This is a genomic window from Streptomyces sp. WMMC940, from assembly GCF_027460265.1.
In the GTDB taxonomy this organism is placed as follows: Bacteria; Actinomycetota; Actinomycetes; order Streptomycetales; family Streptomycetaceae; genus Streptomyces.
In genome coordinates, this window is the sequence record NZ_JAPZBC010000001.1 from 6,403,187 (window position 1) to 6,416,669 (window position 13,483).

General features: G+C 71.7%; 13 protein-coding genes and 1 pseudogene. All 14 read left to right on the forward strand.

The features are described 5' to 3' along the window. Positions 1–249: 249 nt before the first annotated feature. Positions 250–957 carry a phosphatidylinositol phosphate synthase gene (gene pgsA, locus O7595_RS28270; protein ID WP_269731404.1) on the forward strand — a complete coding sequence of 236 codons (708 nt, stop codon included), beginning with the start codon at positions 250–252 and terminating at the stop codon, positions 955–957. Then, entirely contained in the window at positions 954–1,877 is a 924-nt protein-coding gene (locus O7595_RS28275; RefSeq protein ID WP_269731405.1) for a phosphatidylinositol mannoside acyltransferase, read from the forward strand. Before pgsA ends, O7595_RS28275 begins: the two co-directional genes overlap by 4 nt. Then, on the forward strand, positions 1,874–3,064 hold the full coding sequence (locus O7595_RS28280) for a glycosyltransferase family 4 protein (RefSeq protein ID WP_269731406.1): 1,191 nt from the start codon (positions 1,874–1,876) through the stop codon (positions 3,062–3,064). Before O7595_RS28275 ends, O7595_RS28280 begins: the two co-directional genes overlap by 4 nt. An 88-nt stretch (positions 3,065–3,152) precedes the next feature. After that, a complete protein-coding gene (locus tag O7595_RS28285; RefSeq protein WP_269731407.1) occupies positions 3,153–3,692 on the forward strand; it encodes a hypothetical protein in 540 nt (179 codons plus the stop codon). A 444-nt stretch (positions 3,693–4,136) separates the two neighbouring features. Further along, positions 4,137–5,063 (forward strand): pyridoxal 5'-phosphate synthase lyase subunit PdxS, encoded by a 927-nt coding sequence (gene pdxS / locus O7595_RS28290; RefSeq protein ID WP_269731408.1) that lies wholly within the window; start codon positions 4,137–4,139, stop codon positions 5,061–5,063. 6 nt (positions 5,064–5,069) lie between these two features. Beyond that, the gene (gene pdxT, locus O7595_RS28295) at positions 5,070–5,684 is read left to right on the forward strand and encodes a pyridoxal 5'-phosphate synthase glutaminase subunit PdxT (protein WP_269731409.1); all 615 of its coding nucleotides are present in this window, start codon (positions 5,070–5,072) and stop codon (positions 5,682–5,684) included. A gap of 354 nt (positions 5,685–6,038) precedes the next feature. Beyond that, positions 6,039–6,791 (forward strand): YebC/PmpR family DNA-binding transcriptional regulator, encoded by a 753-nt coding sequence (locus tag O7595_RS28300; RefSeq protein WP_269731410.1) that lies wholly within the window; start codon positions 6,039–6,041, stop codon positions 6,789–6,791. A gap of 158 nt (positions 6,792–6,949) precedes the next feature. Continuing rightward, complete coding sequence (gene ruvC, locus O7595_RS28305; RefSeq protein WP_269731411.1) at positions 6,950–7,483, forward strand: crossover junction endodeoxyribonuclease RuvC; 534 nt, start codon at positions 6,950–6,952, stop codon at positions 7,481–7,483. Further along, the gene (gene ruvA / locus O7595_RS28310) at positions 7,480–8,091 is read left to right on the forward strand and encodes a Holliday junction branch migration protein RuvA (RefSeq protein ID WP_269731412.1); all 612 of its coding nucleotides are present in this window, start codon (positions 7,480–7,482) and stop codon (positions 8,089–8,091) included. The genes ruvC and ruvA overlap by 4 nt, the downstream gene beginning before the upstream one ends. 39 nt (positions 8,092–8,130) lie before the next feature. Next, positions 8,131–9,210 (forward strand): Holliday junction branch migration DNA helicase RuvB, encoded by a 1,080-nt coding sequence (gene ruvB / locus O7595_RS28315; RefSeq protein WP_269731413.1) that lies wholly within the window; start codon positions 8,131–8,133, stop codon positions 9,208–9,210. Positions 9,211–9,374: 164 nt separating this feature from the next. Continuing rightward, a complete protein-coding gene (gene yajC / locus O7595_RS28320) occupies positions 9,375–9,857 on the forward strand; it encodes a preprotein translocase subunit YajC (protein WP_269731414.1) in 483 nt (160 codons plus the stop codon). A gap of 147 nt (positions 9,858–10,004) precedes the next feature. Beyond that, positions 10,005–11,760 (forward strand): annotated as a pseudogene (secD, locus tag O7595_RS28325) (protein translocase subunit SecD). Position 11,761: 1 nt separating this feature from the next. After that, the gene (secF, locus tag O7595_RS28330) at positions 11,762–12,874 is read left to right on the forward strand and encodes a protein translocase subunit SecF (RefSeq protein ID WP_269731415.1); all 1,113 of its coding nucleotides are present in this window, start codon (positions 11,762–11,764) and stop codon (positions 12,872–12,874) included. After that, positions 12,871–13,413, forward strand: a complete 543-nt coding sequence (locus O7595_RS28335; protein ID WP_269731416.1) for an adenine phosphoribosyltransferase — start codon at positions 12,871–12,873, stop codon at positions 13,411–13,413. The genes secF and O7595_RS28335 overlap by 4 nt, the downstream gene beginning before the upstream one ends. Positions 13,414–13,483 lie beyond the last annotated feature (70 nt).

Here is a 13,483-nt window from a genome sequence, read left to right on the forward strand (position 1 = left end):
CTCCCGACTCATTGCACGGTGAGGTGAGGGCGCGGACCCGGGGGCGCGCGATGGGGGACACCCCCGGCCTGAGCCTGGGGGACGCGCCGGCGAAGCCCGCGGTTGTCTTTCGAGCTTTCCACTCCCGCCAGGGTGCGTCCATACGTCGTAGGCGACCGGGGCAGGCGGCTGGCCCGCCGCCTGCGTGGCTACGATGGGCCCGCCGGTGGCCGAAGGGGCCGCCCGGCCCACCGACCCCTCGGGAAGGCCATGCTGAACAAGTACGCGCGTGCGTTCTTCACGCGTGTCCTCACACCGTTCGCCGCGTTTCTGCTACGCCGCGGAGTGAGCCCCGACGCGGTGACCCTCGTCGGCACGGCAGGAGTGGTCGCGGGCGCGCTGGTCTTCTTCCCCCGCGGAGAGTTCTTCTGGGGGACGATCGTCATCACCCTGTTCGTCTTCTCCGATCTCGTCGACGGCAACATGGCCCGGCAGGCCGGGGTCTCCAGCCGCTGGGGCGCCTTCCTGGACTCCACGCTCGACCGGGTCGCGGACAGCGCCATCTTCGGCGGCTTCGCCCTCTGGTACGCCGGCAAGGGCGACGACAACGTGCTGTGCGCAGTGGCCATCTTCTGCCTCGCCAGCGGCCAGGTCGTCTCGTACACCAAGGCGCGGGGCGAGTCGATCGGGCTGCCGGTCGCCGTGAACGGGCTGGTGGAGCGGGCCGAGCGGCTGGTGATCTCGCTGGTCGCGGCCGGGCTCGCCGGACTCCACGCCTTCGGGGTCCCCGGTGTCGACGTGCTGCTCCCCGTCGCGCTGTGGATCGTGGCCGCGGGCTCGGTGGTGACGCTGGCGCAGCGTGTGGTCACGGTGCGCCGCGAGGCGGCCGAGGCGGACGCCGCGACGCCCGGCGACGGTCCCCCGCAGGGGCCCTCGCACGGGACCACCCAGGGCACCTCGCAGGGGAGTGAGGCATGAGCGGCATGCAGGACCGGCTGACGGACGCGCTGTACGGGCTGGGCTGGGGGACGGTCAAGAAGCTCCCCGAGCCCGTCGCCGCCGCGCTCGGAGGCTCCATCGCCGATACCGCGTGGAAGCGGCGCGGCAAGGGCGTGCTGCGGCTGGAGGCCAACCTGGCCCGGGTGGTGCCCGACGCCGGACCGGAGCGGCTCGCCGAACTCTCCAGGGCCGGGATGCGCTCGTACATGCGCTACTGGATGGAGTCCTTCCGGCTCCCGGCCTGGGACGAGGAGCGCGTGCGCCGGAGCGTGGCCATCGAGGGCATCCAGCGCCTGCACGACGGCATGGCCGAGGGCAGGGGCGTCGTCCTGGCGCTGCCGCACCTGGCGAACTGGGACCTGGCGGGGGTCTGGGCGACCCGCGCGCTCGGCATACCGTTCACCACCGTCGCGGAGCGGCTGAAGCCGGAGACGCTGTACGACCGGTTCGTCGCCTACCGCGAGTCCCTCGGCATGGAGGTGCTGCCGCACACCGGCGGCTCCGCCTTCGGGACCCTGGCCCGGCGGCTGCGCGCCGGCGGACTGGTCTGCCTGGTCGCCGACCGCGACCTCTCCGCCTCGGGCATCGAGGTGAAGTTCTTCGGCGAGACGGCCAGGATGCCCGCGGGACCCGCGCTGCTCGCCCAGCAGACCGGCGCGCTGCTGCTGCCGGTGACCCTCTGGTACGACGGGACGTCCGTCATGAAGGGGCGGGTCCATCCGTCCGTCGACGTACCCGAGACGGGCACCCGGGCCGAGCGGACGTCCGTGATGACACAGGCGCTGGCCGACGCCTTCGCCACCGGAATCGCCGACCACCCGGAGGACTGGCACATGCTGCAGCGGTTGTGGCTCTCGGACCTGGAGGACCGGGGCGACACGGGGGAGCCCCGGACGTGAGGATCGGGATCGTCTGCCCCTACTCGTGGGACGTCCCCGGCGGCGTCCAGTTCCACATCCGCGACCTCGCGGAGCATCTGATCGGCCTGGGCCACGAGGTGTCCGTCCTCGCCCCCGCCGACGACGACACCCCGCTGCCGCCGTACGTCGTGTCGGCGGGCCGGGCCGTGCCGGTGCCGTACAACGGCTCGGTCGCCCGGCTCAACTTCGGCTTCCTCTCCGCGGCCCGGGTGCGGCGCTGGCTGCACGACGGCACCTTCGACGTGATCCACATCCACGAGCCGGCCTCGCCGTCCCTGGGCCTGCTGTCCTGCTGGGCGGCCCAGGGACCGATCGTGGCGACCTTCCACACCTCCAACCCTCGCTCGCGGGCGATGATCGCCGCGTACCCGATCCTCCAGCCCGCCCTGGAGAAGATCAACGCTCGGATCGCGGTCAGCGAGTACGCCCGGCGCACGCTCGTGGAGCACCTCGGCGGCGACGCCGTGGTCATCCCCAACGGCGTCGACGTCGACTTCTTCGCGAAGGCCGAGCCGAAGGCGGAGTGGCAGGGCGGGGGGGCCACCGGCGAAGCCAGGGGGGGGACGCTGGGGTTCATCGGGCGCATCGACGAACCCCGCAAGGGCCTGCCCGTCCTGATGAAGGCCCTGCCGAGGATCCTTCAGGCCCGTCCCGACACCCGGCTGCTCGTCGCGGGGCGCGGCGACGAGGAGGAGGCCGTCGAGTCGCTCCCGGCGGCGATGCGCGAACGCGTCGAGTTCCTGGGGATGGTCAGCGACGAGGACAAGGCCCGGCTGCTGCGCAGCGTCGACGTGTACGTCGCGCCCAACACCGGTGGTGAGAGTTTCGGCATCATCCTGGTGGAGGCCCTGTCGGCGGGTGCGCCGGTACTGGCCTCGGACCTCGACGCGTTCGCCCAGGTACTGGACCAGGGGGCCGCGGGCGAACTCTTCGCCAACGAGGACGCCGGCGCGCTGGCCGACGCCGCGATCCGGCTGCTGGGCTCGCCGTCCCGGCGCGCCGAGCTCAGCGCCCGCGGGAGCGCCCATGTGCGGCGCTTCGACTGGTCCACGGTCGGCGCGGACATCCTCGCCGTGTACGAGACCGTGACGGACGGCGCGGCCTCGGTGGCCGCGGACGAACGCCCGGGCGGTCTGATGGCGCGCCTCGGTCTGGCACGCGACTGAGGCGCCGGGGAACGTCGGGGCGCGGCCGGAGCAGGCCCGGGGCCCGGGCGCGAAGGCGCTCCAGGACCCACCGGTAGATTGACCCGGCGTGACCGCAACCCTGATCTGGATCCTCGTCGCGCTCGTCGCCATCGGCCTGTACCTCAGCTGGACCGCCGGCCGGCTCGACCGCCTGCACGCCCGGATCGACGCCGCGCGGGCGGCACTCGACGCCCAGCTCCTGCGCCGCGCCTCTGTCACCCAGGAGCTCGCCACCTCCGGAGTGCTGGACCCCGCCGCCTCGATCGTGCTCTACGAGGCCGCGCACGCGGCCCGTCAGGCGGACGAGGAGCACCGCGAGGTCGCCGAGAGCGAGCTGAGCCAGGCGCTGCGCGTCGTGTTCGGCGAGGCGCAACAGGTGGCGGCGGTGCGGCAGGCTCCCGGGGGGGACGACGCCGCGGACGAACTGGCCGCGGCCGTACGGCGCGTCCCGATGGCGCGGCGGTTCCACAACGACGCCGTACGGGCGGCGCGGGCGCTGCGCCGGCACCGCAAGGTCCGCTGGTTCCGGCTCGCCGGACACGCCCCCTTCCCGCTCGCCTTCGAGATGGACGACGAGCCCCCGGTGGCACTCGCGGACCGGCCGTAGGGCCCGCCCCACGGCCCGGAACCGGAGGCGCCCCTCCGGCCGGTACACCCCCGAGCCCGTCACCGCCCGTGCCGGGCCGCCACCCGGGTTGCGGGGGCAGGGCCCGTGCCGGGCCTGGGCCCGGTTCCTCCGTGCCGGGCCCCCGCCAGGGCCGGGCCGGAGCCCGTCCCGCCGGTGCCGGGCCGCTTGCCAGAGCCGGGCCTGGGCCCGGTTCCTCAGTGCCGGGTCCATCGTCCGTGCCGGGCCGGAACCGGCGGCCCCTCCGCGCCGGGCCGCCGCCCGTGCTCCACCATGTCCGGACGGGCATGTGCCCCGCGTCACCCCCGGAGGCCCCCACGCCGCCCCGAGGCCGACATCAAAAACGATCCACAGGGTCCCCATTGGCCCTTGCCGTGGCCTGGCACCGGACTGTTTCCTCTTCGGAGCACCATTTGTCGTCACCGAATGAGGTCGATCGTGTCCAGCACGTTCTCCAACTCCCCGCAGGCTCCCGAGACCGGCACCGCGCGCGTGAAGCGAGGCATGGCCGAGCAGCTCAAGGGCGGCGTGATCATGGACGTCGTCACGCCTGAGCAGGCGAAGATCGCCGAGGACGCGGGCGCCGTGGCCGTCATGGCCCTGGAGCGCGTCCCCGCCGACATCCGCAAGGACGGCGGCGTGGCCCGGATGTCCGACCCGGACATGATCGAGGGCATCATCGACGCCGTCTCGATCCCGGTGATGGCCAAGTCCCGCATCGGCCACTTCGTCGAGGCCCAGGTCCTGCAGTCGCTCGGCGTGGACTACATCGACGAGTCCGAGGTGCTCACCCCGGCCGACGAGGTCAACCACTCCGACAAGTGGGCCTTCACCACCCCCTTCGTCTGCGGCGCCACCAACCTGGGCGAGGCCCTGCGCCGGATCGCCGAGGGCGCGGCCATGATCCGCTCCAAGGGCGAGGCCGGCACCGGCAACGTCGTCGAGGCCGTCCGCCACCTGCGCCAGATCAAGAACGAGATCGCCCGCCTGCGCGGTTTCGACAACAACGAGCTGTACGCAGCCGCCAAGGAGCTGCGCGCCCCGTACGAGCTCGTCGCCGAGGTCGCCCAGCTCGGCAAGCTGCCGGTCGTGCTCTTCTCCGCCGGTGGTGTCGCCACCCCCGCCGACGCCGCGCTGATGCGCCAGCTCGGCGCCGAGGGCGTCTTCGTCGGCTCCGGCATCTTCAAGTCCGGCGACCCGGCCAAGCGTGCCGCGGCCATCGTGAAGGCCACCACCTTCTACGACGACCCCAAGATCATCGCGGACGCCTCCCGCAACCTCGGCGAGGCCATGGTCGGCATCAACTGCGACACCCTGCCCGAGGCCGAGCGCTACGCGAACCGCGGCTGGTAGTCACCCATGAGCACACCCGGCACCCCTGTCATCGGAGTACTGGCTCTGCAGGGCGACGTACGGGAGCACCTGATCGCCCTGGCCGCGGCCGATGCCGTGGCCAGGCCGGTCCGGCGCCCCGAGGAACTCGCCGAGGTCGACGGCCTCGTCATCCCGGGCGGTGAGTCCACCACCATCTCCAAGCTGGCGCATCTCTTCGGGGTGATGGAGCCGCTGCGTGAGCGCGTGCGCGCGGGGATGCCGGTCTACGGCACCTGCGCGGGCCTGATCATGCTCGCCGAGAAGATCCTCGACCCGCGGTCGGGCCAGGAGACCATAGGTGGCATCGACATGATCGTGCGCCGCAACGCCTTCGGTCGCCAGAACGAGTCCTTCGAGTCCGCGGTCGCGGTCACGGGGGTCGAGGGCGGTCCCGTGGAGGGCGTCTTCATCCGCGCCCCGTGGGTCGAGTCCGTCGGCGCCGAGGTCGAGGTGCTCGCCGAGCACGACGGCCATATCGTCGCCGTCCGCCAGGGCACCGCGCTGGCCACGTCGTTCCACCCCGAGCTCACCGGGGACCACCGTGTGCACGCCCTGTTCGTCGACATGGTGCGCGCCGCGCGTCAGAAGGTGTGCGCGTGAGCGCTCCGTGAGGGGCGGTGGTCGGGCGACGGGTGGGGGGTGTGCGCGTGAGCGCTCCGTGAGGGGCGGTGGTCGGGCGACGGGTGGGGGGTGTGCGCGTGAGCGCTCCGTGAGGGGCGGTGGTCGGGCGACGGGTGGGGGGTGTGCGCGTGAGCGCTCCGTGAGGGGCGGTGGTCGGGCGACGGGTGGGGGGTGTGCGCGTGAGCGCTCCGTGAGGGGCGGTGGTCGGGCGACGGGTGGGGGGTGTGCGCGTGAGCGCTCCGTGAGGGGCGGTGGTCGGGCGACGGGTGGGCCGGTCCCGGTAGGATCACAGGCGAACGCAGCAGAGATCGGTTACGCGAAGGAGACAGGCAGATGTCCGGCCACTCTAAATGGGCCACGACGAAGCACAAGAAGGCCGTGATCGACGCCAAGCGCGGCAAGCTCTTCGCGAAGCTGATCAAGAACATCGAGGTCGCGGCCCGTACCGGTGGAGCCGACGTCGACGGCAACCCGACCCTCTTCGACGCCATCCAGAAGGCGAAGAAGCAGTCGGTCCCCAACAAGAACATCGACTCCGCGGTCAAGCGCGGCGCGGGCCTCGAGGCCGGCGGCGCCGACTACGAGACGATCATGTACGAGGGCTACGGTCCGAACGGTGTCGCGGTGCTCATCGAGTGCCTCACCGACAACCGCAACCGAGCCGCCTCCGACGTGCGTGTCGCGATGACCCGCAACGGCGGCTCGATGGCCGACCCCGGCTCGGTCTCCTACCTGTTCAACCGCAAGGGCGTCGTCGTGCTCCCGAAGGGCGAGCTGACCGAGGACGACGTGCTCGGCGCGGTGCTGGACGCCGGTGCCGAGGAGGTCAACGACCTGGGTGGGAACTTCGAGGTCATCAGCGAGGCCACGGACTTGGTCGCGGTGCGCACCGCGCTCCAGGACGCAGGTATCGACTACGACTCGGCCGAGGCCAACTTCGTCCCGACCATGCAGGTGGAGCTGGACGAGGAAGGCGCGCGCAAGATCTTCAAGCTGATCGACGCGCTGGAGGACAGCGACGACGTGCAGAACGTCTTCGCCAACTTCGACGTCTCGGACGACGTCATGGAGAAGGTCGACGCCTGATCCCGCTCCGTACGACGGGCCGACGGGGACACCCCCGTCGGCCCGTCGCGTTTCGGCCGTCGCGTTGTCGGTGGTTGTCAGCGGGAGCCGATAGCCTGCACAAATGCCGGGAACACCTTCCGGTGGTGGCCGGGGGACGGCGAAGAGGGGGTGGGCGTGTGCGTGTGCTGGGGGTGGACCCGGGGCTGACCCGGTGCGGCATCGGCGTCGTCGAGGGCGTCGCGGGCCGTCCGCTGACGATGCTCGGCGTCGGCGTGGTCCGCACCGCCGCGGATGCGGAGATCGGCGACCGGCTCGTCGCCGTCGAACGCGGGATCGAGCAGTGGCTGGACACGCACCGGCCCGAACTGGTCGCGGTCGAGCGGGTGTTCAGCCAGCACAATGTGCGCACGGTCATGGGCACGGCCCAGGCCAGCGCCGTCGCCATGCTGTGCGCGGCCCGCCGCGGACTGCCCGTCGCCCTGCACACCCCGAGCGAGGTCAAGGCGGCCGTCACCGGCAGCGGCCGCGCCGACAAGGCGCAGGTGGGCACGATGGTGACGCGGCTGCTGCGGCTGGACGCGCCGCCGAAGCCGGCCGACGCCGCCGATGCCCTCGCACTCGCCATCTGCCACATCTGGCGGGCGCCCGCGCAGAACCGCCTGCAGCGGGCGGTCGCCGCCCACCACGCGACGAAAGGCCGTAACGCATGATCGCCTTTGTGAGCGGCCCGGTCGCCGCCCTCGCCCCGACCACCGCCGTGATCGAGGTCGGCGGCGTCGGCATGGCCGTCCAGTGCACGCCCGACACCCTCTCCGGGCTGAGAGTGGGTCAGGAGACCCGGCTCGCCACGTCGTTGGTGGTCCGCGAGGACTCCCTGACGTTGTACGGCTTCGCCGACGACGACGAGCGGCAGGTCTTCGAGCTGCTCCAGACCGCGAGCGGCGTCGGACCCCGGCTGGCGCAGGCGATGCTCGCGGTGCACAGCCCGGACGCGCTGCGGCGTGCGGTGGCCACGGGTGACGAGAAGGCGCTCACGGCCGTCCCCGGCATCGGGAAGAAGGGCGCCCAGAAGCTGCTGCTGGAGCTCAAGGACCGCCTCGGCGAGCCGATCGGGGCCCCGGGCCGTGCCGTCGGCGCCCCCGTCACCCAGTCCTGGCGCGACCAGTTGCACGCCGCGCTGATCGGACTCGGCTACGCCACCCGCGAGGCCGACGAGGCGGTCGCCGCCGTGACCCCGCAGGCGGAGGCGGCGGCGGGCGAGCCCCAGGTCGGCCCCCTGCTCAAGTCCGCCCTCCAGACGCTGAACCGCACCCGCTGACCCGAACCGCACCCGTCCACCCACGCGAGGCAATCCACTGTGAACTGGGACGACACCGCACCGCCGACCGACGAGGCCGCCGACGGCAGGCTCGTCGGGGCTTCCGCCGACGGCGAGGACCAGGCCGTGGAGGCCGCCCTGCGGCCGAAGTCGCTGGACGAGTTCGTCGGTCAGGAGCGCGTACGCGAACAGCTCGACCTCGTACTGAAGGCGGCGCTCGCGCGCGGTGCCACCGCCGACCACGTCCTGCTCTCCGGAGCCCCCGGGCTCGGCAAGACCACGCTTTCCATGATCATCGCGGCCGAGATGGGCGCCCCGATCAGGATCACCAGCGGTCCGGCCATCCAGCACGCGGGAGACCTCGCCGCCATCCTCTCCTCCCTCCAGGAGGGCGAGGTCCTGTTCCTCGACGAGATCCACCGGATGTCCCGGCCCGCCGAGGAGATGCTCTACATGGCCATGGAGGACTTCCGCGTCGACGTGATCGTCGGCAAGGGCCCCGGCGCCACCGCCATCCCGCTGGAACTTCCTCCGTTCACCCTGGTCGGCGCCACCACCCGGGCCGGACTGCTGCCCCCGCCGCTGCGCGACCGCTTCGGCTTCACCGCACACATGGAGTTCTACGAGCCCGCCGAGCTCGAGCGCGTCGTCCACCGCTCCGCCCGGCTCCTGGACGTGGCGGTCGACACGGACGGGGCGGCGGAGATCGCCGGGCGCTCCCGGGGCACGCCGCGCATCGCCAACCGGCTGCTGCGCCGCGTGCGCGACTACGCCCAGGTCAAGGAGGACGGCCGGGTCACCCGTGAGATCGCGGCGGCCGCCCTGGCGGTGTACGAGGTGGACGCCCGCGGCCTCGACCGGCTCGACCGCGCGGTGCTCCAGGCGCTCCTCAAGCTGTTCGGCGGCGGCCCGGTCGGCCTGTCGACCCTGGCCGTGGCGGTGGGGGAGGAGCGGGAGACCGTCGAGGAGGTCGCGGAGCCCTTCCTGGTCCGGGAGGGCCTGCTGGCCCGCACCCCTCGGGGCCGCGTGGCGACGCCGGCGGCATGGGCGCACCTCGGCCTGGTGCCGCCCGGGCAGGGCTCCGGCGCAAGCGGACAACAGGGTCTGTTCGGGACGTGACGGCGCGGAGGGTCGCCCGGTCGGGAACCGGGGTGCGATGCTGGGCGTTGTTCCATCGATGCGGACTCGCTTAGACTCCGCCGATGCCGCCCGTGAAGGTCGGCGTACCCACCCCCGTATACCAGGCCGCTTCCTACCGCGGTCGTGCGAAGGAATTCCGTCCCGTGGATATCGTGACCCTCCTCCCCTTCATCGTGCTCATCGGGGCCATGTTCCTGATGACCCGCTCCGCCAAGAAGAAGCAGCAGGCGGCGGTGAACATGCGGAACCAGATGCAGCCCGGCACCGGCGTCCGGACCATCGGCGGCCTCTACGCCACGGTCAAGGAGGTCAACGACGACACCGTCCTCCTCGAGGCCGCGCCCGGTGTGCACCTCGTGTTCGCCAAGAACGCCATCGGGGCCGTTCTGGAGGACGCCGAGTACAACCGGATCGTGCACGGCGACGGGGACGACGACCTCAAGAGCGACACGCCGATCGTGCCGGACGACGCATCCTCGCTGACCGACGCGGGTGCTGCCGACGCCGCCCAGGATGCCAAGATCGACCTCGGCAAGAAGGACGAGGCGGACGACGCCGAGTCGGCGCCGGAGGCCAAGGGCGCCAAGGGCGACGACAAGAGCGCCGGCGAGACCGACGCGAAGTAGCCGCGACCGGGGACCGCGGCGCGCCCACCGGCGCGCGCGGTCCCCGGTGCGTGCCCACTTCTTCCGCGGGGGCAGGTCCCCACAACACATCGTGGCCGACCCGTCGCATACCCGGCGCGGGACGGTTGGACAGGGAGAAACGACAAGGTGGCAGCACCGAAGAAGGGCCGAAAGGCGCCGGGGGGTCAGGGGAAGCCGGGGCGCACCCTCGCGCTGATGCTGGTCGTCATGGCCGGTCTCGTCGGCGGGATGTTCTGGTCCGGGGAGACCACGCCGCGACTCGGTATCGACCTCGCGGGCGGTACGACGATCACGCTCGAGGCCGAGGCGGAGCCCGGCAAGGAGAGCGCGGTCAACGAGACCAACATGAACACGGCGGTCGGCATCATCGAGCGTCGTGTCAACGGTCTGGGTGTCTCCGAGGCCGAGGTCCAGACCCAGGGCAAAGAGAACATCATCGTCAACATCCCCAAGGGGACGAACTCGGAGCAGGCCCAGAAGCAGGTCGGCACGACCGCGCGGTTGTACTTCCGTCCCGTGCTCAATGTGCTGCCCGCCGGTCCGGCGAATCCCGAGCCCACCGGAAGCCCGAGCGCCTCGCCGTCCGGCAAGCCCGGTGACAAGGCCACCGACGGCAAGGACAAGGCCACCACGCCGAGCAGCAGCCCGACCACGCAGGGTCGTGCCGTCACCGACGCGCTGAAGGCGCCCTCGCCCACGCCGAGCGGTGCCGCCCCGGACCAGCCGAAGGCCCCGGAGAGCCCGAACCCGGCGCCCACGCCCAGCGGGGGCCGCCGCCGATCCGGAGCTGGAGAAGCAGTTCGCCACCCTGAACTGCCTCGACCCGAAGGCACGCTCCAACGCCGGCAAGGATGCCAAGCCCGAGCAGGCCACCGTCGCCTGCGGCAAGAACAGCGTCGGTGGCTGGGAGAAGTACCTGCTCGGTCCGGCCGAGGTCGACGGCAAGGACGTCGACGACGCCAAGGGCGTGCTGGACCCGCAGCGCGGCATCTGGATCGTGCAGATGGACTTCACGGGCGCCGGCTCGAAGAAGTTCGCGAAGATCACCGGCAAGCTCTCGCAGCAGCCGTCGCCGATGAACCAGTTCGCGATCGTGCTCGACGGCGAGGTCGTCTCTGCGCCCCAGGTCAACCAGACCCTCAGCGCCAGCGCCGAGATCTCGGGCAACTTCAACCAGGAGTCGGCACAGGACCTCGGCAACATCCTGTCCTACGGTGCGCTCCCGTTGAGCTTCAACGTGGAGACCGTCACCACGGTGACGCCCGCGCTCGGTGGCGAGCAGCTCAAGGCCGGTCTGATCGCGGGCGCCATCGGCCTAGCGCTCGTCGTGATCTACCTGGTGGTCTACTACCGGGGCCTGTCGCTCGTCGCCCTGCTCAGCCTGCTGGCCTCGGCGATCCTGACCTACGCCCTGATGTCGCTGCTCGGCCCGGCCATCGGCTTCGCGCTGAACCTGCCCGCCGTCTGCGGCGCCATCGTCGCCATCGGAATCACCGCCGACTCGTTCATCGTGTACTTCGAGCGCATCCGGGACGAGATCCGCGAGGGCCGCACGCTGCGCCCCGCCGTCGAGCGCGCCTGGCCTCGCGCCCGGCGCACGATCCTGGTCTCCGACTTCGTCTCGTTCCTCGCCGCCGCGGTGCTCTTCATCGTGACCGTCGGCAAGGTCCAGGGCTTCGCGTTCACCCTCGGTCTGACCACCCTGCTCGACGTGGTCGTGGTGTTCTTCTTCACCAAGCCGCTGATGACGATCCTCGCCCGCACGAAGTTCTTCGCGAGCGGACACCCCTGGTCCGGTCTGGACCCGAAGCGACTCGGCGCCAAGCCGCCGCTGCGCCGCTCGCGCCGTGTCTCCGCCCCCGTCCACCCGAAGGAGGCGTGAGATGTCGCGTCTCGGCACCCTTGGCGCCAGGCTCTACCGCGGTGAGGTCGGCTACGACTTCGTCGGCAAGCGGAAGATCTGGTACGGAATCTCGATCCTGATCACCATCACGGCCATCGTCGGCCTGGCGGTGCGGGGTCTGAACATGGGCATCGAGTTCAAGGGCGGTGCCGTCTTCACCACCCCGAAGACGAGCGTGTCCGTCACCCAGGCCCAGGAGTACGCGCAGGAGGCCTCCGGCCATCCGGCGATCGTCCAGAAGCTCGGCAACGGCACCCTGCGCATCCAGGTCAGCGAGCTGGACACCGAAGAGGCCAACCAGGTCGGCAAGGAGCTCTCCGAGGACCTGAAGATCCCGGCGGGCCAGATCAACGCAGAACTGGTCGGTCCGAGCTGGGGCGAGCAGATCGCCAGCAAGGCGTGGACCGGCCTCGGCGTGTTCATGATTCTCGTGGTGATCTACCTGGCGATCGCCTTCGAGTGGCGCATGGCGCTCGCCGCGCTCGTGGCGCTGATCCACGACATCACGATCACGGTGGGCATCTACGCGCTCGTCGGGTTCGAGGTCACGCCGGGCACGGTGATCGGTCTGCTCACGATCCTCGGTTACTCGCTGTACGACACGGTGGTGGTCTTCGACAGTCTCAAGGAAGGCACGAAGGACATCACCAAGCAGACCCGCTGGACGTACGGCGAGATCGCCAACCGGTCGATCAACAGCACCCTGGTCCGTTCCATCAACACCACGGTCGTGGCGCTGCTGCCGGTCGCCGGCCTGCTGTTCATCGGCGGCGGCTTCCTCGGCGCGGGCATGCTGAACGACATCTCGCTGTCGCTCTTCGTCGGTCTCGCCGCCGGTGCCTACTCGTCGATCTTCATCGCCACTCCGCTGGTCGCCGACCTCAAGGAGCGCGAGCCCGCGATGAAGGCCCTGAAGAAGCGGGTCCTCGCCAAGCGCGCGGCGGCCGCCGCCAAGGGCGAGTCGGGCGAGGACGGCGACGCGGAGTCCCACGGCGAGTCCCAGGACGCCCTGCCCGGCGAGGCGGCCACGGCCGGAGCGGTCGTCGGCCAGCGCGGCCGCGGCCGGGGCCGTCCCTCGGGAAGGCGCCGATGATCGCGGACATGCGGGAGCTGTTGCTCAGCCGTATCCGGGACGTCTCCGACTACCCGCAGCCGGGCGTGATGTTCAAGGACATCACCCCGTTGCTCGCGGATCCGGCGGCCTTCACCGCGCTCACCGACGCCCTCGCCGGCGTGTGCGCCCGGCACGGCGCGACGAAGGTCGTCGGCCTGGAGGCCCGGGGATTCATCCTCGCCGCCCCGGTCGCGGTCCGCGCCGGCCTCGGCTTCATCCCCGTGCGCAAGGCGGGCAAGCTCCCCGGGGCGACGCTGTCGCAGGCGTACGAGCTGGAGTACGGCACGGCCGAGATCGAGATCCACGCCGAGGACCTGGGCGGCGACGACCGGGTCATGGTGATCGACGACGTCCTCGCCACCGGCGGCACCGCCGAGGCCTCGCTGGAGCTGATCCGCCGGGCCGGAGCCGAGGTCGCGGGCGTCGCGATCCTCATGGAGCTGGGTTTCCTCGGCGGGCGTGCCCGCCTGGAGCCCGCGCTGCAGGGCGCTCCGCTGGAGGCGCTGCTCACGGTCTGACCTGCTCGGCACCTCCGTGACGGCACGGGAACGGGCATACGGGAACACCGGGTGCCCGTTCCGCGTTGTG

Excerpts from the sequence above, each read along its gene's own strand:
- O7595_RS28335 (WP_269731416.1), top strand. The coding sequence starts at position 12,871 with ATGATCGCGGACATGCGGGAGCTGTTGCTCAGCCGTATCCGGGACGTC.
- O7595_RS28275 (WP_269731405.1), top strand. The coding sequence starts at position 954 with ATGAGCGGCATGCAGGACCGGCTGACGGACGCGCTGTACGGGCTGGGC.
- O7595_RS28300 (WP_269731410.1), top strand. The coding sequence starts at position 6,039 with ATGTCCGGCCACTCTAAATGGGCCACGACGAAGCACAAGAAGGCCGTG.
- secF (WP_269731415.1), top strand. The coding sequence starts at position 11,762 with ATGTCGCGTCTCGGCACCCTTGGCGCCAGGCTCTACCGCGGTGAGGTC.
- pgsA (WP_269731404.1), top strand. The coding sequence starts at position 250 with ATGCTGAACAAGTACGCGCGTGCGTTCTTCACGCGTGTCCTCACACCG.
- pdxT (WP_269731409.1), top strand. The coding sequence starts at position 5,070 with ATGAGCACACCCGGCACCCCTGTCATCGGAGTACTGGCTCTGCAGGGC.
- pdxS (WP_269731408.1), top strand. The coding sequence starts at position 4,137 with ATGAGGTCGATCGTGTCCAGCACGTTCTCCAACTCCCCGCAGGCTCCC.
- ruvA (WP_269731412.1), top strand. The coding sequence starts at position 7,480 with ATGATCGCCTTTGTGAGCGGCCCGGTCGCCGCCCTCGCCCCGACCACC.